18 protein-coding genes are annotated in these 19,334 nt (G+C 69.9%); 9 read left to right on the top strand and 9 right to left on the bottom strand.

The window, feature by feature from the left end; all coding sequences use genetic code 11:
• Window positions 1–645: 645 nt before the first annotated feature.
• Window positions 646–1,221, bottom strand: coding sequence for an N-acetylmuramoyl-L-alanine amidase (locus tag ACFQZQ_RS05380; RefSeq protein ID WP_386811615.1), 576 nt, complete (start codon window positions 1,219–1,221; stop codon window positions 646–648).
• Window positions 1,222–1,261: 40 nt separating this feature from the next.
• Here ACFQZQ_RS05380 and ACFQZQ_RS05375 point away from each other — a divergent pair, with 40 nt between their 5' ends.
• The 5 genes from ACFQZQ_RS05375 (at window position 1,262) to ACFQZQ_RS05350 (ending at window position 6,356) form a co-directional block, all read left to right on the top strand.
• On the top strand, window positions 1,262–1,765 hold the full coding sequence (locus ACFQZQ_RS05375) for an MOSC domain-containing protein (RefSeq protein WP_386811614.1): 504 nt from the start codon (window positions 1,262–1,264) through the stop codon (window positions 1,763–1,765).
• A gap of 1 nt (window position 1,766) precedes the next feature.
• Window positions 1,767–2,291 (top strand): alpha/beta family hydrolase, encoded by a 525-nt coding sequence (locus ACFQZQ_RS05370; RefSeq protein ID WP_386811613.1) that lies wholly within the window; start codon window positions 1,767–1,769, stop codon window positions 2,289–2,291.
• Window positions 2,292–2,307: 16 nt separating this feature from the next.
• Window positions 2,308–4,671, top strand: coding sequence for a bifunctional 23S rRNA (guanine(2069)-N(7))-methyltransferase RlmK/23S rRNA (guanine(2445)-N(2))-methyltransferase RlmL (gene rlmKL / locus ACFQZQ_RS14850; protein ID WP_449284326.1), 2,364 nt, complete (start codon window positions 2,308–2,310; stop codon window positions 4,669–4,671).
• 10 nt (window positions 4,672–4,681) lie between these two features.
• Entirely contained in the window at window positions 4,682–5,269 is a 588-nt protein-coding gene (locus ACFQZQ_RS05355) for a class I SAM-dependent methyltransferase (RefSeq protein ID WP_386811612.1), read from the top strand.
• Between the two features lie 220 nt (window positions 5,270–5,489).
• Window positions 5,490–6,356, top strand: a complete 867-nt coding sequence (locus ACFQZQ_RS05350) for a pirin family protein (RefSeq protein WP_386811611.1) — start codon at window positions 5,490–5,492, stop codon at window positions 6,354–6,356.
• Window positions 6,357–6,611: 255 nt separating this feature from the next.
• On the opposite strand, the gene ACFQZQ_RS05345 is transcribed toward ACFQZQ_RS05350, so the two are convergent.
• The 6 genes from ACFQZQ_RS05345 to ACFQZQ_RS05320 form a co-directional block, all read right to left on the bottom strand.
• The gene (locus ACFQZQ_RS05345) at window positions 6,612–7,064 is read right to left on the bottom strand and encodes a hypothetical protein (protein ID WP_386811610.1); all 453 of its coding nucleotides are present in this window, start codon (window positions 7,062–7,064) and stop codon (window positions 6,612–6,614) included.
• Window positions 7,065–7,168: 104 nt separating this feature from the next.
• On the bottom strand, window positions 7,169–8,029 hold the full coding sequence (locus tag ACFQZQ_RS05340; RefSeq protein ID WP_386811609.1) for a pirin family protein: 861 nt from the start codon (window positions 8,027–8,029) through the stop codon (window positions 7,169–7,171).
• Window positions 8,030–8,069: 40 nt separating this feature from the next.
• Window positions 8,070–8,450 (bottom strand): hypothetical protein, encoded by a 381-nt coding sequence (locus tag ACFQZQ_RS05335; RefSeq protein WP_386811608.1) that lies wholly within the window; start codon window positions 8,448–8,450, stop codon window positions 8,070–8,072.
• A 118-nt stretch (window positions 8,451–8,568) separates the two neighbouring features.
• Window positions 8,569–9,102: a histidine phosphatase family protein gene (locus ACFQZQ_RS05330; protein ID WP_386811607.1), complete on the bottom strand. Its 534-nt coding sequence runs from the start codon at window positions 9,100–9,102 to the stop codon at window positions 8,569–8,571.
• A 74-nt stretch (window positions 9,103–9,176) separates the two neighbouring features.
• Entirely contained in the window at window positions 9,177–12,650 is a 3,474-nt protein-coding gene (gene mfd / locus ACFQZQ_RS05325; RefSeq protein WP_386811606.1) for a transcription-repair coupling factor, read from the bottom strand.
• A 201-nt stretch (window positions 12,651–12,851) separates the two neighbouring features.
• Window positions 12,852–13,403: a GNAT family N-acetyltransferase gene (locus ACFQZQ_RS05320; RefSeq protein WP_386811605.1), complete on the bottom strand. Its 552-nt coding sequence runs from the start codon at window positions 13,401–13,403 to the stop codon at window positions 12,852–12,854.
• 51 nt (window positions 13,404–13,454) lie between these two features.
• Between ACFQZQ_RS05320 and ACFQZQ_RS05315 the strand changes: the two genes are divergently transcribed.
• Window positions 13,455–13,781, top strand: coding sequence for a hypothetical protein (locus ACFQZQ_RS05315; RefSeq protein ID WP_386811604.1), 327 nt, complete (start codon window positions 13,455–13,457; stop codon window positions 13,779–13,781).
• Window positions 13,782–13,964: 183 nt separating this feature from the next.
• Here ACFQZQ_RS05315 and ACFQZQ_RS05310 read toward each other — a convergent pair whose 3' ends face one another.
• Window positions 13,965–14,897, bottom strand: coding sequence for a DUF808 domain-containing protein (locus ACFQZQ_RS05310; protein ID WP_386811603.1), 933 nt, complete (start codon window positions 14,895–14,897; stop codon window positions 13,965–13,967).
• 265 nt (window positions 14,898–15,162) lie between these two features.
• Here ACFQZQ_RS05310 and ACFQZQ_RS05305 point away from each other — a divergent pair, with 265 nt between their 5' ends.
• Window positions 15,163–16,077, top strand: a complete 915-nt coding sequence (locus ACFQZQ_RS05305) for a cation diffusion facilitator family transporter (protein ID WP_386811602.1) — start codon at window positions 15,163–15,165, stop codon at window positions 16,075–16,077.
• A 144-nt stretch (window positions 16,078–16,221) separates the two neighbouring features.
• Here the strand turns inward: ACFQZQ_RS05305 and ACFQZQ_RS05300 are convergent, their stop codons facing one another.
• On the bottom strand, window positions 16,222–17,079 hold the full coding sequence (locus ACFQZQ_RS05300) for a 23S rRNA (adenine(2030)-N(6))-methyltransferase RlmJ (protein WP_386811601.1): 858 nt from the start codon (window positions 17,077–17,079) through the stop codon (window positions 16,222–16,224).
• A gap of 71 nt (window positions 17,080–17,150) precedes the next feature.
• On the opposite strand from ACFQZQ_RS05300, the gene creB reads away from it, so the two are divergent.
• Both creB and creC read left to right on the top strand, forming a co-directional pair.
• Window positions 17,151–17,837, top strand: a complete 687-nt coding sequence (gene creB / locus ACFQZQ_RS05295; protein WP_386811600.1) for a two-component system response regulator CreB — start codon at window positions 17,151–17,153, stop codon at window positions 17,835–17,837.
• Window positions 17,838–17,843: 6 nt separating this feature from the next.
• Window positions 17,844–19,319: a two-component system sensor histidine kinase CreC gene (creC, locus tag ACFQZQ_RS05290; RefSeq protein ID WP_386811599.1), complete on the top strand. Its 1,476-nt coding sequence runs from the start codon at window positions 17,844–17,846 to the stop codon at window positions 19,317–19,319.
• The last annotated feature ends 15 nt before the right edge of the window (window positions 19,320–19,334 follow it).

Raw genomic sequence — 19,334 nt, 5'->3', positions numbered from 1 at the left:
CCTTGAACTCATCGCTGTAGCGATTGATCGTCCTGGGACCTGGTGCTGGCATAAAGACACTCCTGAAGTTAGATCAGGGTGTCCACTGAACCGAAGGAACTACCACGCCCGCTGCTGCGAAAAAGTAAGAGAAGGGGGCGGCCACAAAGAACCATAGGACATTGCCTGCAACCAAGGCGAAAATCAGGCTCGGAGCAAGTGGTGCTATCAGCAAGGCAGCTATCACTCTAGCTGAGGATGTCGGTATGCCCATGGCGGTCTAACACCTGAGTTAAGGCGAGCCGGGAAGCGGCTTCAGCTTGAATGGATTGTTAGGCCCCGATCTGTCTGGAGCGGAGCCGTTGAAACAGATCAACAAGAATTGCAGTACCAGCGTGCTCGGTTTGCTGGGACTTCATCAGCTTGGTCAGATCATCGACAGTCGCTCGGCGAGCGAAAACCCCCAAATCATCAGGAACTGTAACGGCGCCACCATCTAGAGGCATTGCCCTCCACCAAGGTCCAGTCGCTTGCTGGGCACGAACGTCCTCTTGCTCGGAAATCCATTTGGCACTGGGGCGTCGGTCTTTGGAGTAGATGAGGCACTCGCGGCCGTAGTTGTCGACGATTACGTCACCAATTGAAAGAGTCGGCATAGGGGTTTAGCTATTTACTTAGTCGCTGAAGCGCAATAGCACCCAGCACCCGATCCCACGGAAACAGCGGCCCCGGATCACGCTTGCGTCGCACCTTCACCGAAGGATCGTCGGTCGCCTCGACCTCGGTGGTGTCGAGGTCCTCGTGCCCGGCGATCAGCCGCAACGACGGCACCTCGTCCTGCAGGCGCTGCAGCAGCGCGATCAACGCGACGACCTGCGCGGGCGTGTACGGCTCGTCCATCGCCTGGTGCTGCGCCGCCAGCCAGTCGGGATAGCGCCCGCGGTTGACCAGCTCGATGCCGATCGAGCGCTCGTTGTAGCCGCGCGTGTGGTTGGCGACGCGGTCGTTCGAGACGTACTGGTGCAGCGCGCCGTCGCGGTCGATGTAGTAGTGGCCGCTGTTGCCGGTCTGCGAGCCGGGGTACAGCACTTCCTCACCAAAACGGCGCGCCATCGCCAGGTCGGGCAGCTCGGTGCAATGGATCACGACCAGGTCGATGGCGGACGCCGAACGCGCGTCCAGGCGGGCCTCGTAGGGCAGCAGGTCGACCTGCGCGGGAGGCGTTGCGGGGTCGGTCGGCATGGGCCGGATGCTAACATTCGGCCCCGCACCGGAGCCCTGCATGAAACTGCCTCCCGCCGACTCGCCGCTCGGCCAGTTGATGGCCACGTTGCCGCAGGTCGGGCGGGTCGAGTGGATCGGCCTGCGACCGCAGCGCGGCGTCCAGATGGACGAAGTCGACGCAGCCACCGCCGTGACCGGCGCCGGCCTGGTCGGCGATCGCTACAAAGGCGGCAGCGGCAAGCGCGGCGTGACCCTGATCCAGGCCGAACACCTGCCGGTGATCGCGGCGCTGGCCGGGCGCGAGCCGATGCCGGCGTCGCTGTTCCGCCGCAACCTGGTGGTCTCGGGCGTGCCGCTGGTTGCGCTCAAGGGCCGGCGCTTCCGGGTCGGCGAGGTGCTGCTGGAAGGCACCGATCCCTGCGATCCGTGTTCGCTGATGGAGAAGGCGATCGGCGCCGGCGGCTACAACGCGATGCGCGGCCACGGTGGCCTGTGCGCGCGGATCGTCGAAGGCGGCACGCTGCGCGTCGGCGATGCCGTTGCGGTCGCAGTGGAGGACTGACATGCGCGGACACTGCATCCTCTCGCACGGGTTCGAAAGCGGCCCGGACGCGACCAAGATCACCGCGCTGGCCGAAGCCGCGGAAACACTCGGCTGGAGCTGCGAGCGTCCCGACTACACCGACCTGGACGCGAAGCGCGACGTCAGCGATCACGGCGACGTGCCCGCGCGCCTGCAGCGCCTGCTCGGGCTTGCGCAGGCCGCCGCGAACCGCGGTCCCGTGCTGCTGGCCGGCTCGAGCCTGGGCGCGTACATCTCCGCGCTGGCGTCGCTGCAGGTGCCGGTCGCGGGCTTGTTCCTGATGGCGCCGCCGATCCGCAAGGGCGCGGCGCATCCGCTCGAGGCCGCGCGCGTGCCGACCGCGATCATCCACGGCTGGGACGACGAACTGATTCCCGCCGCGCACGTGGTCGACTGGGCGCACGTGCGGCGTGCGCGGCTGCTGCTGGTCGATGACGGCCACCGCTTGTCATCCCACGTCGACGCCAGCGCCGACGCCTTTGCTGCACTGTTGAAGAGCCTTTGAACCGATGAGCGACCCGATGAAATTTTTCGCCAGCTGCGGCAAGGGCCTGGAGTACCTGCTCGTCGACGAGTTGCTCGCGCTGGGCTGCACGCGCGCGACCGCGACCATGGCCGGCGCCAACGTCGAAGGCGAACTGGTCGATGCGCAACGCGCGGTACTGTGGTCGCGCCTGGCCAGCCGCGTGCTGTGGCCGCTGGCCGAGTTCGACTGCGCCGACGAGCACGCGTTGTATGCCGGCGTCGCCGCGTTGCCTTGGCCGGAGCACATCGGCAACGGCCACACCCTGGCGGTCGACGCGCACGTGTCCGGCGATGCGATCACCCACGCGCGCTACGCCGCGCAACGGGTCAAGGACGCGGTGGTCGACGTGATGCGCGCCCAGACCGGCGACCGTCCGGATGTCGACGTCGAATCGCCGGATGTGCGCCTCAACCTGGTGGTGCGCAAGGGCCGCGCAATCGTGTCGGTCGACCTCGGTGGCGGTCCGCTGCACCGCCGCGGCTGGCGGCAGATGCAGGGCGAGGCGCCGCTCAAGGAAAACCTGGCCGCGGCGGTGCTGATGCGCGGGCAGTGGCCGCGGCTGTACGCGGACGGCGGCGCTCTGCTCGACCCGATGTGCGGCAGCGGCACGCTGCTGATCGAGGGCGCGTTGATGGCGGCCGATGTCGCGCCGGGCCTGCAACGCCACGGCCGCGGTTTGCCGACGCGCTGGCGCGGCTTCGATGTCGCCGGCTGGCAGGCGCTGGTCGACGAGGCGCGGCAACGCGAGCAGGTCGGCCGCGCCAACCTGCGGCCGGTGTTCCACGGCAGCGACCTCGACCCGCACGCGATCCGCGGCGCGCGCGAGAACGCCGAGGTCGCCGGCGTGCGCGACGCGCTCTACCTCGACGTGCGCGACCTGCGCGAACTCGCGGATCATTACGTGGTTTCGATTCGTCATCCCCGCGAAGGCGGGGATCCAGCGACTTTGGCGAGTGAACCGACAGCAGGCGAAGAAGCCACGTCACTGGATCCCCGCCTTCGCGGGGATGACGGGCAAAAGAAAGGCGGTGCGGAACCGTCCGCGCCCTACGCCGCCGCCGCGTCCCGTTTCCGCGGCACCGGCGATCCCGGCAACACCCGCGAACCGCTGCCGCCGCGCGGCCTGGTCGCCTGCAACCCGCCCTACGACGCGCGCCTGGCCGCGGACCCGGCGCTGTACCGCGCGCTCGGCGTGGCCCTGAGCCAGGCCACGCCCGGCTGGCGCGCGAGCCTGCTGTGCGGCGACGCCGAGCTGGCCTACGCCACCGGCCTGCGCGCGGCGAAGAAGTACCAGGTCTTCAACGGCGCAATCGAGTGCACGCTGATCGTCGTCGACCCGGTCGCGTCGCCGCAGCGCGAGCGCATCAGCGACGCCGCGCAGCCGACGCTGTCCGACGGTGCGCAGATGGTCGCCAACCGGCTGCGCAAGAACCTGCGCAAGCTGAAAAGCTGGCGCGAGCGCGAAGCCGTCAGTTGCTACCGCGCATACGACGCCGACCTGCCCGAGTACTCGGCTGCGGTGGATGTTTACGTTACCGACGAAGCCGCGCCGCGCACCTTCCTGCACGTGCAGGAGTACGCCGCGCCCAAGGACATCCCCGAAGCCGACCAGCGCCGCCGCCTCAACGAGCTGCTGGCCGCGGTGCGCGAGGTGTTCGCGGTGCCGCGCGAGCAGATCGCCCTCAAGACCCGCGCCAAGGGCAAGGGCGGCAGCAAGTACGGACAGTTCGACACCCGCGGCGAGTTCGTGGTCGTGCGCGAAGGCGACGCCCGCCTGCGCGTGAACCTGTTCGACTACCTCGACACCGGCCTGTTCCTCGACCACCGGCCGCTGCGCCTGCGCATCGCCGAGGAGGCCGACGACACCCGCTTCCTCAACCTGTTCGGTTACACCGGCGCGGCGACCGTGCACGCGGCGGTCGGGCGCGCGCGGCAGACCACCACCGTCGACCTGTCCGCGACGTACCTGCAGTGGTGCGCGGACAACCTGGCGCAGAACGGCGTGGGCGGCGCCAAGCACCGGCTGGTGCAGGCCGACGCGGTGAGCTGGCTGGAAAGCGAGCCCGGCGAGTACGACCTGATCTTCTGCGACCCGCCGACGTTCTCCAATTCCAAGCGGGCGGAGGACTTCGACGTGCAGGCCGAGCACGTGCGCCTGCTGCGCGCCGCGGTCGCGCGGCTGGCGCGCGATGGCGTGCTGTATTTCTCCAACAACTTCCGCCGCTTCAAGCTCGACGACGCGGCGGTGGCGGAGTTCGCGCAGTGCGTCGAGATCACGGCGGAGACCATCCCGCCCGACTTCGCCCGCGACGCGCGCATCCACCGCTGCTGGCGCCTGCAACGCCTGCGCCGGGAATGACCGAGGCCGCATGAAACGCCACACCCGCCGCCGCGCTGCCTGGACGTTCTTCCGGCAATGGCTGAAGAGCCCGCTGCGCACCGCGGCGGTGGCGCCGTCGGGGCGCGAGCTGGCCGCGGCGATGATCGCCGAGCTGCCCGCGGACACACACCGCGTGATCGAGCTGGGCGGCGGCACCGGCGCGCTGACCCGCGCGCTGCTCGCCCACGGCATCGCCGGCGACGCGTTGCTGGTGCTGGAGCTCAACGAGGAACTGCACGCGCACCTGCACGCGCGCTTTCCGCAGGTGCGGGTCGAACTGGGCGACGCCCGCGACCTGGCCAACGTCGCCGCGCGCAGCGGCTTCCTCGAGCACGGCCCGGCCGACGCGATCGTGTCCGGGCTCGGCCTGCTGGCGATGCCGCGCGAAACCCAGCACGCGATCCTCGAGGCGGCGTTCGCCTGCCTGCGGCCGGATGGCCGCTTCGTCCAGTTCACCTATGGTCCGCAACCGCCGGTCGCCGACGAGGTGGCCGCGGAGTTGGGCCTGAGCGTGCGCCGCGGCGACTTCATCCTGCGCAACATGCCGCCGGCGACGGTCTACGTGTATTGCCGTTGATCCGACGTTGAGCGACGGGTAGGGCGGGTTTCAACCCGCCATGCTGCATCCGGATGGCCGGCTGCGGCGGGTTGAAAACCCGCCCTACGCGCTCTACGCGGCGCCCTGGTCGGTCGACCAGGCCCGCGACAAATCCGGAACGGTCCGTCCGCTATACCCGGCTGGGGATGCGCCGCGCGACCCCGATTGTTGTCGCCAGTCCCGCCACAGGAGTTCCGCCATGGCTCACGCCATCCCCGACCGCCCCCACTACGCCCGCATCGGCCGCACCGTGCGCGGCACGCCGACCTCCGACGGCGCCGGCGTGCGCCTGACCCGGGTGATCGGCGGCGCGCAGCTGCCCGACCTCGATCCGTTCCTGCTGCTCGACGAGTTCGGCACCGACCGGCCCGAGGACTACCTCGCCGGCTTCCCCGAGCACCCGCACCGCGGCTTCGAGACCGTCACCTACATGCTTGACGGGCGCATGCGCCACAAGGACAACCACGGCAACGAGGGCGTGCTGGTGCCCGGCAGCGTGCAGTGGATGACGGCCGGCCGCGGCCTGGTGCATTCGGAGATGCCCGAGCAGCTCGAAGGCCGCATGCGCGGCTTCCAGCTGTGGGTGAACCTGCCGGCGCGCGACAAGATGGGCGAGCCGAAGTACCAGGAGTTCGCCCCCGAGCGGATCCCGCAGCTGCAGCCGGCGCCGGGGGTAACGGTGAAGGTCATCGCCGGGCAGGTGGGCGACATCGCCGGCCCGATCGCGCAGCCGGCCACCGACCCGGTGTATCTCGACATTTGCCTGGCGCCGAATGCGTCGTGGCAGCACGCGCTGCCGCCGGGGCACAACGCGTTTGCGTACGCGTTCGAGGGCGCGGCCACGGTCGGCGAGGGCAAGGATGCGCGGCCCTTGGCGGCGCAGGAGTTGGCGGTGCTGGACGGCGGTGATGTGCTGCGGCTGACGGCCGGCGCGGACGGCGCGCGCTTGATCGTGGTCGCAGGCCGGCCGCTGCGCGAGCCGGTGGTGCGCCATGGCCCGTTCGTGATGAACACCCGGCAGGAAGTGATGCAGGCGTTCGTCGACTTCCAGGACGGCAAGTTCTGACGACGCGTTCGAAGCGGGCGGCGCTTGGGCGGCGGGGGCCCGCCGCGCGGTGAAGCGCAGCACGACGCGCGGGAGCACCGAGTCGTCCAGCGGTCGAGGCGAAACAAGAAAGGCCGCACCCGGATGGGCGCGGCCTTTTTTCTTCCTGCAATGCGGAGCGCAATCCGGCATGCCCGGCGATCCCGTGTTCCGCTGATCAGGACCGCAGCGAACGCCGGGCGCCGGTCGGGCGACACCCGTCCGGCACTCGCGCGCTTACTTGCTGCTCAGCCGGGCCGACTGGAAGTGCAGCGCCTTGGTCTGGCCGATCGCTTCGCCCAGCTGCGCCTCGGAACTGGCCTGCACCCAGATGTGCGCGACGCGGCCGTCGGGCAATTCCAGCAGGGTTTCGCGTGCCTGCATGCCGGGCCGGGTGGCCAGCTCGCTGCGGTACCAGGTGACATCGCGGCCGTCGATCGAGGCCTGCTCGGCGCGGTCGCTGCGGCTGGGCTTGAACGGCGACTGGGAGGCAATGTACAGGCCGAATGCTTCCGACCCGTCCGCACGCAACGCGCGGCAGAAATCCGAGGTGGGCGTGGCCTTGTGCTGCCACAGCAGGTCGGCATCGGCCGGCAGCTGCGGGCACGCGTCGTTGATCGGTTGTTCCTGTGCCTGCGCGCTGGCGGCCAGCGCCAGCAGCAACGGCAGGCAATATGCCGTCTTGTTCATGGAATCCCCCTGTAGGGGCCACTAAGGCGTGACCCGACTCGACCATAGTCCAGTTTTGGGGGCTTGACAAATGCGAAATGGTTTCACCCGAAACCGCCGCGCATTCAGGTTTCGGGCAGCGGGATGAACTCGTCGTCGCCGGGAACCTGGCCGAAGCGGCCGTCCCGCCAGTCGTCCTTGGCCTGCTCGATGCGCTCGCGCGAGCTGGACACAAAGTTCCACCATAGGTGGCGCGGGCCGTCGAGCGGCTCGCCGCCGAGCAGCATCGCCTTCAGTGGCGTTGTGGCCCGCAGTTTCGGCCGGGTGCCGGGGTCGAGCAGCACCAGGTGCATCGGTGGTAGGTCGACGCCGTCAAGTTGGGCCTGGCCCTCGAGCAGGTACAGCGCGCGCTCGGGATGGCTGGCGTCGATGGTCAGCTCGGCGCCGGGCTCCAGGTCGATCGCCACGTACAGCGTGTCGGCGAACACCCGCACCGGCGCCTCCTCGCCGTAGGCGCGGCCGGCGACGATGCGCAGCCAGGCGCCGTCGCGGCGTTGCTGCGGCAAGGTCGCGGCCGGGTGGTGGTGGAAGGCCGGTGCGGCCTCCTCGTCGGCGCGCGGCAGCGCGACCCAGGTCTGCATGCCGTGCAGCGGGTGCGCGCCCTCGCGCAGCGCGGCAGGGGTGCGTTCGGAATGGGCGATGCCGCGGCCGGCGGTCATCCAGTTGACGTCGCCGGGGTTGATGTCCTGAACGCTGCCCAGGGTGTCACGGTGTGCGATCGTGCCCGACCACAGGAAAGTGACCGTGGCCAGGCCGATGTGCGGGTGCGGGCGCACGTCGATGCCGCGCCCGGGTTCGAACACCGCCGGCCCCATGTGGTCGACGAATACGAACGGCCCGACCGAACGGGCCTGGATGCTCGGTACCGCGCGGCGCACTTGGAAGCCGCCGAGGTCGTGCACGCGTGGGGCGATGAGCGTGGTCATGATCGATCCTGTTCGCGTGCGGCTCGTGGGGCTAGTGCGGTCAGCGCGCGTCGACCTGCACGGTGGCCTGGGGCGCGGCGTCGAAACTCAGCGCGCCCAAGGTCAGTCGCCAGTCGCCGATGTCGGTGCCGGCCGGCAGCGACTCGGTGGTGTTGAGGACGATGCGTTGCATGGCCGCGCCCGCCGGCGTGAACTCGAACACCACGTTCGCATCGCCGGCGCGGATGCACTGTACCTCCGGGCGGCAGCGCGAATCGTCGCTGACTTCGACATAACGCAGGCTCGCGCCTTCGGGCAGCGCCACGCGCTGGCCGGGCACCATCACCAGCGGCTGGCCGAGCGCGACGGCCGGCGCGCTGGCGGTGCTGGCGCAGGCGCCCAGGGTGGCGAGCAGGAGCGGGGCGAGGAGCAGCGAGCGCATTATCATGGCATTCCCGTGGACGGCTGGTAAGGCCCGAGTCTAGCCAGCGCCGGGTGAATGCGCCGGCACGCGGGCCTCCTGGCACCGCGATGCCGGGGATCGCGGGTTTCCCGGCGGATCAGTAGCGCGATACCGACAGCTTCGCCACGCCATCGGCGCCGATGTCGATGCGCAGGCGGCGGTCGTACTCGGCGTCGCCCATCGGTTCGACCGTGCAGGCGCACAGTGCCGCGGCGATCTCGGGGGCGGTGTTGCTGTGGCCGACCACGAGCACGGTGCCGCGCGGATGCGTGCGCTTGAGTTGCGCGGCGAACTCTGCGGCCGGCTGCTTGGCGTCATAGGTGGTGACCGTCAGCGCATGCGCGCTGGCACTCGGTGCGGCGGTCTGCTGCGTGCGCCGGTAGGCGGTCGCGTAGACCGCGGCCACCGGCGCGCCGGCGAGCGAGGCGGCCAGCGCAGCCGCGCGCGCGCGGCCGGCATCGCTCAGGTTCGGGTCGCGCGGGTCGTCGCTTGATCTCTCGGCATGGCGGACGACCACGAAACTCACGCCGGCGTTCTCCACGGACGGCGCGGTGTGGGCGCAGGCCGAAAGCAAGCAAGCAATCGCGGCGAGCATCGGCAACAGGACGCGCAGCGGGTGGATCGGCTTCATCGAAGACTCGCGCGTTGGACGGTCGCGGCAGCATACCCGCCTGCATCCACTGCCTTCAGCGCTGACTGCGCGCGTCAACCGGGCCGCAACGTGATCAGCAGGCCCCGCGCGGCCGCCAGGCGCGCGCCGGCATCGGGCAGTTCGACCTTCAGGCGCAGCTTGTCCGGCCCCTCCATCTGATACAGCTTGGGCTGCCCCTGGATCAGCTTGATGATCGCCATCGGGTCGACGTTGGGCTTCTCGACGAAATGCACGCGCCCGCTGGTGGCGCCGACGTCGAGCTTGCGGATGCCCAGTTCGGTCGCCTGCAGCTTGAGCTCGGCGATTGCGAACAGGTGCTTGGCCGGGTCGGGCAGCAGGCCGAAGCGGTCGATCATCTCGACCTGCAGCTCGCGCAGTTCGTCGGTGGTGCGCGCGCCGCTGATGCGCTTGTACAGCGTCAAGCGCGTGTGCACGTCGGGCAGGTAGTCGTCGGGGATCAGCGCCGGCACGTGCAGCTCGACCTCGGCGCCGCGCGCGGCGGTGCCGTCGAGGTCGGGCAGTTCGCCGCGCTTGATCGAACGCACCGCGCGTTCCAGCAATTCGGTGTAGAGGCTGAAGCCGACCTCGGCCATCTGCCCGCTCTGGTCCTCGCCGAGCAGTTCGCCGGCGCCGCGGATCTCGAGGTCGTGGGTGGCCAGGGTGAAGCCGGCGCCGAGTTCGTCCATCGCCGCGATCGCATCCAGGCGCTTCTTCGCGTCGGCGGTGATCGAGCGGTGGTCGGGCACGACGAGGTAGGCGTAGGCGCGGTGGTGCGAACGGCCGACGCGGCCGCGCAGCTGGTGCAGCTGGGCGAGGCCGAATTTGTCGGCGCGGTTCATGATGATGGTGTTCGCGTTCGGGATGTCGATGCCCGACTCGATGATGGTCGTGCACAGCAGCACGTTGAAGCGCTGCTTGTGGAACTCGAGCATCACCCGCTCCAGCTCGCGCTCGGGCATCTGGCCGTGGGCGATGCCGATGCGCGCCTCCGGCACCAGCACTTCCAGCTCGCGCTGCATGCGGCCGATGCTCTCGACGTCGTTGTGCAGGAAGTACACCTGGCCACCGCGCGACAGCTCGCGCTGGAACGCCTCGCGCAGCTGGCCGTCGTCCCACGGCACCACGAACGTCTGCACCGCCAGGCGGTGCGCGGGCGGGGTGGCGATGATGCTCAGGTCGCGCAGCCCGGCCATCGCCATGTTGAGCGTGCGCGGGATCGGCGTCGCGGTCAGCGTCAGCAGGTGCACGTTCGCGCGCAGCGCTTTGAGCGCTTCTTTCTGGCGCACGCCGAAGCGTTGTTCCTCGTCGACGATCACCGCGCCCAGGTCCTTGAAGCGCACGTCACTCTGCAGCAGGCGGTGGGTACCGACCACCACGTCGATCTTGCCGGCGGCGACGTTCTCCAGTTCGGCCTTGATCTCCTTGGCGGTCTTGAAGCGCGACAGCACTTCGACCTTGAGCGGCCAGTCGGCGAAGCGATCGCGCATGGTGCGGTAGTGCTGCTCGGCCAGCAGCGTGGTCGGCACCAGCACCGCGACCTGCTTGCCGGCGACCGCGGTGACGAACGCCGCGCGCACCGCGACCTCGGTCTTGCCGAAGCCGACGTCGCCGCAGACCACCCGGTCCATCGGCTGCGCCGAACCGAGGTCACGGATCACCGCCTCGATCGCGGCGTGCTGGTCGGGCGTCTCCTCGAACGGGAAGCTCGCCGCGAACGGTTCGTACATCGCCCGGTCTATGTCGATCGCCAGGCCGGCGCGGGCCTGGCGCTTGGCCTGGATATCGAGCAGCTCGGCGGCGACGTCGCGGACCTTCTCGGCGGCCTTGCGCTTGGCCTTGGTCCACTGCTCGCCACCGAGCGAATGCAGCGGCGCGGTCTCGACCGACGCGCCGGAATAGCGGTTGATCAGGTGCAGCTGCGCGACCGGCACGTACAGGCGGTCGCCCTTCGCGTATTCGATCTCGAGGTATTCGCCCTTGTCGCCGCCGGCCTCGAGCGTGATCAGCCCGCGGTAGCGGCCGACGCCGTGGTCCTCGTGGACGATCGGCGCGCCTTCGGTCAGCTCGCCGAGATCGCGGATGATCGCCTCGGGCTCGCGCCCTGCGCGCTTGCGACGGCGCGGCTGCAGCGCGCGTTCGGGGAACAGCTGGCGCTCGGTGAGCACGGTGACCGCCGGCGCGGTGATCGCGAAGCCGTCGTCGAACGGCGCGGCGGCGATCGCGAAGCGCACGTCGGACGCGGTGAACTCCTCCCAGCCCGCGACCAGTTGTGGCTGCAGCTCGGCGGCGGACAGCAGTTCGCCCAGCGCCTCGCGTCGCCCGGCCGAGTCGGCGGCAATCAGCACGCGGCCCGGGTAGCTGCCGAGGAACGACTTCAAGGCGCCGGCCGCCACCGTGTCGCGCGCGGTGATCGGCACGTTCGGCGCCGGCTGCTCGCCGAGTGCCTGTGCGCGCTCGCGTTGCGCGTGGCCTTCGCCGCAAACCTCGATGCGGTCGCCCTGGTTCAAGCGCTCGCGCAGCGCCGCCGGCGGTAGGTACAGCGCGTCGGGTGGCAGCAGCGGGCGTTCGATGTCGTGGCGGCGCTGCTCGTAGCGCTCGGCAGTGAGGCTCCAGAACTGCTCGGCCGCCTCCAGCGCGCCGTCGCCGATCACCGGCAGCATCGTTTCGCCGAGGTAGTCGAACAACGTCGCGGTCTGCTCGAAGAACAGCGGCAGGTAGTACTCGATGCCGGCCGGCGCGATCCCGGCCTTGAGGTCCTGGTACAGCACGCTGCGCCGCGTATCGACATCGAAGCGGTCGCGCAGCGCGTCGAGCGCGCGCTTCAGCGACACCTCGTCGAGCGGCACCTCGCGGCCCGGCAGCAGGTGCACCGCATCGATCTTGTCGAACGAGCGCTGCGATTCGGGATCGAACGCGCGGATCGTGTCGATCTCGTCATCGAGCAGCTCGACCCGGTACGGCATGTCGGCGCCCATCGGGTACACGTCGAGCAGGCCGCCGCGCACGGCGAAGTCGCCCGGGTCGAGCACCTGCGGCACGTGCCGGTAGCCGGCCGATTCGAGCCGACGTTTTTCCGCGTCCAGGTCCAGGCGCTGGCCGACGCGCACGTCGAAGCTGCCGCCGACCACGTGGCGCAGCGGCGGCAGCCGTTGCAGCAGGGTCGACACCGGCACCACCAGGATCCCGCGCTTGAGCGTCGGCAGGCGGTGCAACGCCGACAGGCGCTGGCTGACGATGTCCGGGTGCGGGCTAAAGACGTCGTAGGGCAGCGTTTCCCAGTCCGGGAAAGCGAGCACCGGCACGGCGCCGTCGCGGCCGAGCAGGGTGTGCAGGTCGGATTCGAGCTGGTGCGCGGCGTGGTTGTCGCGCGCGACCAGCAGCAGCGGCCCGTCATGGGCCGCAGCTGCGGCGGCGACGTGGAACGCGAGCGCAGACGGCGAGGCCGGCGCGCGCCACCAGGCGCGCTGCTGGCCCGGCTTGGGCATCGGCGGAACAGGGAATGGAGTGGTTTTGGTCTTGTCGGTCATGCGCACGAACGGCGGCACGGGGCGCGGTGGCGCCCGGTGCGTGAGGGGCGCGCAGTTTAGCGTGCGGGGGCCGCTCGCCCTTCATGCAACGGGTTCTGGCGCACGACCGCAGGACGGTGGAGCAAAGCGACAACCGTCATCGCCATCCTCCGATCGCGGCAAGGATCGGCAGGCCCGCGGCGCGATCGGCGAGGGTGCGACTCAGCGCTTGGCGGGCTTCAGCTCAAGCACGACCCGTACCAGGCCGGGCGCGTCGTGCTGGAATTCGCGCTGGAAGCCCAGCGACTCGGCCAGCGAAAGCATCGCGTGGTTGTTCTCGAACACGTCGCCGTAGAGGCGTTCGAGCTTCTTGCCGCGCGCCCACTTCACCAGCCGCGTCATCAGGTAGCGGCCCAGACCCAGGTTGGCGATGAAATGGCTGACCAGGATCGCGAACTCGCCATCGCGGCCGTTGGCGTCGATCGCCACGCGCGCGACCGCGCCGACCAGCGCCTCGCCCGGTGGCAGCGGCTCGGCGGCGACCAGCGCGAACTCGGTCTTTGGGTTGAGCCGGGTGAAGCGCTCGGCCATCTCCGGGGTGAGTTCCTTGAGCGTGTGCAGGAAGCGCTGGCGCACTTCATCGGGTTGCAGCAGCTCGAAGCCGGCGCGCAGGGGCTCGGCATCCTCGGGGCGGATGGGTCGGATCAGCACTTCGCGCCCGTTGGCTAAGGTTTGGCGCTCGTGCCAGGGCGGGAGACGTTCGCGCGCGGCCATGGGGGGATATTGGCACACTGGCGGCCGGCCACCCCTTCATTCGGCTTTTACATGGACTCCACCCCCATCGACGGCATCGATGCCGCGGCATTGCGCGCCTTGGTCGGGGCCTGGCCCGGCGTCGCCGATGGCGTGAAGTGGGAGGACGACCTGGTGTTCACGGTCGCCGCCAAGATGTTCTGCGTGACCTGCCTGCGCGGTCCGCAGGTGGGCACCCTCAGCTTCAAGGTCGAGGGCGAAGGCGAGCGCTTACGCGATGCGTTGAAGCGCATCGCGTGCCCGACTGAGCGCCCGGCCATGGATGGCCGAGCCGGTGTACTCCGCCAGGGACGGCTCCTGGCGGGGGAACCTCAGGCGAGCGCTTACGCGATGCGTTGAACCGCATCGCGTGCCCGACTGAGCGCCCGAGCATGGATGGCCGGGCCGGCACGCCTCGCCAGGGACGGCCGTTGGCGGCAGGGTCTCAGCGTGTATCCAAGGTGCGCGCGAAACTGCCGAAGAAGACCCAGCGCGAACTCGCGGACTGAGCGGCCGACCCGCAGGCGGCGAGGCCCGGAACGGTCAGGACGCCTTTGCCGGGCGCGCGCCGCGCAGCCGGCCGAACAGCTTGACGCCCGCGAGCACGATGGCGCCGGCGACCACGCCGACCAGCGCGTCGAACAGCAGCGACACCAACCAACCGAATCCGCCGTGGGTGTAGGGCTCGATGACATGGTGCAGCGCGGCCAGTCCGTGCACCAGGATGCCGCCGCCGACGAGGAACATAGCCGCGGTGCCGGCGACCGAGAGGAACTTCATCAGCAGCGGCGCGCCGGCCAGCAGCGCGCGACCGACGGCACGCTTGAAGCGTGCGAGCCCGCCACTGCCCGTGTCGCGGTTGAGCGCCAGGCCCATGTCGTCGAGCTTTACGATGCCGGCGACGAGGCCGTACACGCCCACGGTCATGATCAGCGCGATCGCCACCAGCACCGCCACCTGGCGGCTGAAGTCGGCCTGCGCCACGGTGCCCAGGGTGATGACGATGATTTCCGCAGACAGGATGAAGTCGGTGCGGATCGCGCCTTTGATCTTGTCCTTCTCGAACTTGACCATGTCGACGCGCTCGTCCTGCACCGCCGCGACCAGTTCCGCGTGGTGTGCGTCGTCCTCGGCCTTGGAGTGCAGGAACTTGTGCGCGAGCTTCTCCACGCCCTCGTAGCACAGGAACGCGCCGCCGATCATCATCAGCGGCACCACCGCCCACGGCGCGATCGCGCTGATCAGCAGGGCCGCCGGCACCAGGATCGCCTTGTTCACCAGCGACCCCTTGGCCACCGCCCACACCACCGGCAGCTCGCGGTCGGCATCGATGCCGGTGACCTGCTGAGCATTGAGCGCGAGGTCATCGCCCAGCACGCCGGCGGTCTTCTTGGTGGCGACCTTGGTCATGACCGCGACGTCGTCCAGCAGGGTGGCGATGTCGTCGATCAGGGCAAACAGGCTGGATCCGGCCATGGTCAGGGGTGCGTTGGTTGGATGGGGGCGGTGATTGTGGCACGCCGCCTCGACTGCTCCGGGTGAACCAGGCTGCCGCGGCCGCGCGTCTCGCGAGGGCTGCGGCAGGAACTGCGCGTGCGCCGATACCGCCACGGGCGGGCGGCCGCAACCGGGCCTGCAACGGCGCGCCAAGAGGCCGATGCTAGACTCGCGCCGTCGATCCGCGTGGGCTGTCCGCGGCGTCGACGGGCCTGATCCGACACGACTTCCAAGGAAAACCCGCATGGCCGGTGGTGGTGACTCGACCCGTGCGATCCTGTTTGCGCTGGGCGCCAATTTCGCAATCGCCGTCGCCAAGGGCGTGGCGGCCTTCTTCACCGGTTCCAGCGCGATGCTGGCCGAGACCGTGCACTCGCTGGCCGACTGCGGCAACCAGTTGCTGCTGCTGCTCGGCCTGCGCCAGGCCAAGCTGCCGCCGTCGCCGGACTACCCGCTGGGCTACGGCAAGGCGATCTACTTCTGGTCGTTCCTGGTGGCGGTGATGCTGTTCACCGTCGGCGGCATGTTTTCGCTGTACGAGGGCATCCACAAGCTGCAGCACCCCGAGCCGCTGAAGCAGTGGTGGTGGGCGGTCGGCGTGCTGGTGTTCGCGATCGCCGCCGAATCGGTGTCGATGCGCGCCTGCCTGCAGGAGGTCAACAAGTCCCGCGGCGGCCGCACGCTGTGGCAGTGGTTCCGCGAGAGCCGCCAGGCCGAGCTGGTGGTAATTTTCGGCGAGGACCTGGCCGCGCTGTTGGGCCTGGTGTTCGCGCTGGCCGCGGTGCTGCTGGCGGTGGTCACCGGCAACCCGTTGTGGGACGCGATCGGCACGGTCGCGATCGGCGCGTTGCTGATCATCGTGGCGGTGTTCGTCGCGATCGAGGTCAAGGCGATGCTGATCGGGCAGAGTGTCGATCCGGCACGGCACCAGCAGATCCAGCAGTTCCTCGATGGCCGCCCCGAGATCAATCGCGTCATCAGCCTGATCACCCTTCAGCTGGGCAACGAGGTGATGGTGTCGGTGCAGGCGCTGATGCGCGAGGAGCATGCCGCGCAGGCACTGATCGAGCAGATCAACACGGTCGAGCGCGCGCTGAAGCAGGCGTTCCCGGAAGTGCGCTGGAGTTTCTTCGAGCCGGACTTGCAGGCCGGACTGTAGGGCGGGTTTCAACCCGCCATCGCCATCCCCGCGTTCCCGCGAAGTCGGCGTCTACGCAACTCCTCGCGATCGCGTAGCGGCGGGGAGGCGGGTTGAAACCCGCCCTACGCTGCCGGTTCGAACCACTCGACGGCCGCCGGCATGTCAGCTTTCGGATTTCAACCAGTCCAGTCGCGACGACGCACCGGCTTCACCCAATGCGGTGGTCAGTTGCTTTAGCGCCGGTCCCAGCGTCTGGTCGAGCTGCCACGGCGGGTTCAGCACCAGCAGGCCGCTGCCGTTCATGCGCAGCGGCGAGTCGTCCGGACGCACCAGCAGTTCGGCCACGAACGAGGACTTGGCGGGGATCGCCTCGGCGCGCCGGTAGAACGGCTGCAGCGAGCGGCGCAGCTTGATCGGGTACCACAGCACGTAGGTCGCCTGCGGCCAGCGTGCCAACGCCTCGCGCAGCGCGCCGATCGCGGTGTCGAACTCCTCCAGCTGCGCCTCGTACGGCGGGTCGACCAGCACCAGCCCGCGGTTGATCTTGGTGGCGCCGAACTTCGGCGGCAGCAGCGCCTTGATCGCGGCGTAACCGTCGCGCGCGTGCACCGCGATGCGCGGGTCGCCGGCAAAGTTGGCCTGCAGCTGGCCGGCTTCCTCGGGCTGCAGCTCGCAGGCGGCGATGCGGTCGTGCTCGCGCAGCGCGTGCGCGAGCAGCCACGGCGAACCGGGGTAGCTGGCGCCGCCGTGGGCCGCGCGGCAGGCCTTGATCGCGGCCAGGTAGCGGGTGATCGCCGGGTGCTTGGGGGCTTCGGCGAACAGGCGGGCGATGCCGCCCTCGGCCTCGCCGGTGCGCATCGCCGAGTTGCCGTCGAGCGCGTACATCCCGCGCCCGGCATGGGTATCCAGCGCAAACGCCGGCGCCGGCTTGGCCGTGAGCGCGTCGCAGATCGCCAGCAGGGCGACGTGCTTGAGGACGTCGGCGTGGTTGCCGGCGTGGAAAGCGTGGCGGTAGTTCATGCGCATAGGGTAGCCCGCTATGCTGGGCCGCGCCCCAAACCGGCCAGTTCCGGCCCGCCGAAAGCCCACGAATGCCCCGCATCCTGCTAGTCGAAGACGAATCCGCGATCGCCGAGACGGTGCTGTACGCGCTGCGCGCCGAAGGCTTCGAGGCGGTGCACTGCCTGACCGGCGGCGAGGCGCTGCAACGCGTGCGCAGCGAGCGGTTCGACTTGGCGATCCTCGATGTCGGGCTGCCCGACATCGGCGGCTTCGCGCTGTGCCGCGAGTTGCGCCGGATCGAGCCGGTCGCAGGCGACGAGCTGCGGGTGATCTTCCTGACCGCGCAGGGCGCCGAGGCCGACCGCATCCTCGGCCTGGAGATCGGCGCCGACGATTACGTGACCAAGCCGTTCTCCCCGCGCGAGCTGGCCGCGCGCGTGCGCGTGGTGCTGCGGCGTGGGCCGGTATCGGTGGCGGCCGACGGGGTCATGCGTTTCCAGCACGATGCCGAAGGCCGGCGCATCCGCTACCGCGGCCAGCCGCTGGATCTCACCCGTTACGAGTACGGCCTGCTCGCGGCGCTGCTGCAGCGGCCCGGTGCGGTGCTGTCGCGCGCGCAGCTGATGGACCGGGTCTGGGGCGACACCCTCGACAGCGGCGACCGCACCGTCGACACCCACGTCAAGACCTTGCGCGCCAAGCTGCACGAGGTCGCCAACGACGCCGACCCGATCCGCACCCACCGCGGTCTGGGTTACTCGCTCGACGTCGACTGAGCCGCCATGAACATCGGCCTGCGGATCTTCCTCGGCTACTTCCTGATCGTCGCGCTTGCGGCGCTGCTGCTGGCGCGGGTGTTCGTCGCCGAGGTCAAGCCCGGCGTGCGCCAGGCGATGGAAGACACTCTGGTGGACAGCGCCAACGTGCTGGCCGAGCTGGCCAGCGACGACCTGCTGGCCGGGCGCATCAACGACGGCCGCTTCGCCCGGCACGTGCGCGCGTTGCGCGGGCGCGACTTCGGCGCGGCGATCTGGGGCTTCGGCAAGCGCGCCTCCAACTACCGCATCTACGTCACCGACGCGCGCGGCATCGTGGTGTTCGACAGCAACAGCGTCGACGGCCGCGGCGGCGACCTCGGCAAGAACTACGCGCGCTGGAACGACGTGTACCTGACGCTGCGCGGGCGCTACGGCGCGCGTTCGACCCGCAGCGATCCCAAGGACCCCGAGTCCACCGTGATGCATGTCGCCGCGCCGATCCGCGACGCCGAGCAGCGCATCGTCGGCGTGCTGACCGTCGCCAAGCCCAACAGCACCATCGCCCCGTTCATCGCGCGCAGCCAGGCGGTGGTGCTGCGCTGGGGCGGGGTGCTGATGGGCGCGGCGCTGCTGGTCGGCTTGTTCGCCGCGTGGTGGCTGTCGCGCCAGTTGGGCGGGCTGCGCCGCTATGCGAGCGCGGTGACGGCCGGCGAACGCGCGGTCCCGCCCAAGGCGGTCGGCGAGTTCGGCGAGCTCGGCCAGGCGCTTGAAACGATGCGCGCGCGGTTGGAAGGCAAGCAGTACGTCGAGCAGTACGTGCACGCGCTGACCCACGAAATGAAAAGCCCGCTGGCGGCGATCCGCGGCAGCGCCGAGTTGCTCGAGCATGCCGATCAGACACAGGCCGGTGGCGCGCACGGGATGGCCGAGGCCGACCGCGCGCGCTTCATCGCCATCATCCGCAGCCAGGGCGAGCGGCTGGCGCAGATGATCGACAAGCTGCTGGCGCTGGCCGAGGTCGAGCACCGGCAACGGCTCGAGCAGCCCGAGTCTCTCGACATCGCCGCATTGGCGCACGACGCGGCGGCGCAGTGCGCACCGCGGTTGGCGCAGGCGCAGCTCACGCTGCTAATCGGCGCCGCGGCGGGCTTGCCGCGCGTGCACGGCGACGCGTTCCTGCTGCGCCAGGCGCTGGTCAACCTGATCGAGAACGCCGCGGATTTCTCGCCCGCCCACGAACCGATCGAGTTGCGCCTCGAAGCGCACGCCGACGAACTGCGCATCGAGGTGGCCGACCGCGGCCCCGGCGTGCCGGAATACGCGTTGCCGCGCGTGTTCGAGCGTTTCTACTCGTTGCCGCGCCCGGCCGGTGGCAGCCGCAGCAGCGGGCTGGGGCTGTGCTTCGTGGCCGAGGTCGCGGCCTTGCACGGCGGCCGGGCGGTATTGGCCAACCGCACCGAAGGCGGCGCGATCGCCAGCCTGGTGCTGCCGCTGCGTTGACGCACAACGCGGCGG

This window comes from Lysobacter koreensis, assembly GCF_042677045.1.
GTDB lineage: Bacteria > Pseudomonadota > Gammaproteobacteria > Xanthomonadales > Xanthomonadaceae > Lysobacter_K > Lysobacter_K koreensis.
The sequence above is the reverse complement of the archived record's forward strand: the minus strand, read 5'-3'. Positions and strand labels throughout refer to the sequence as shown.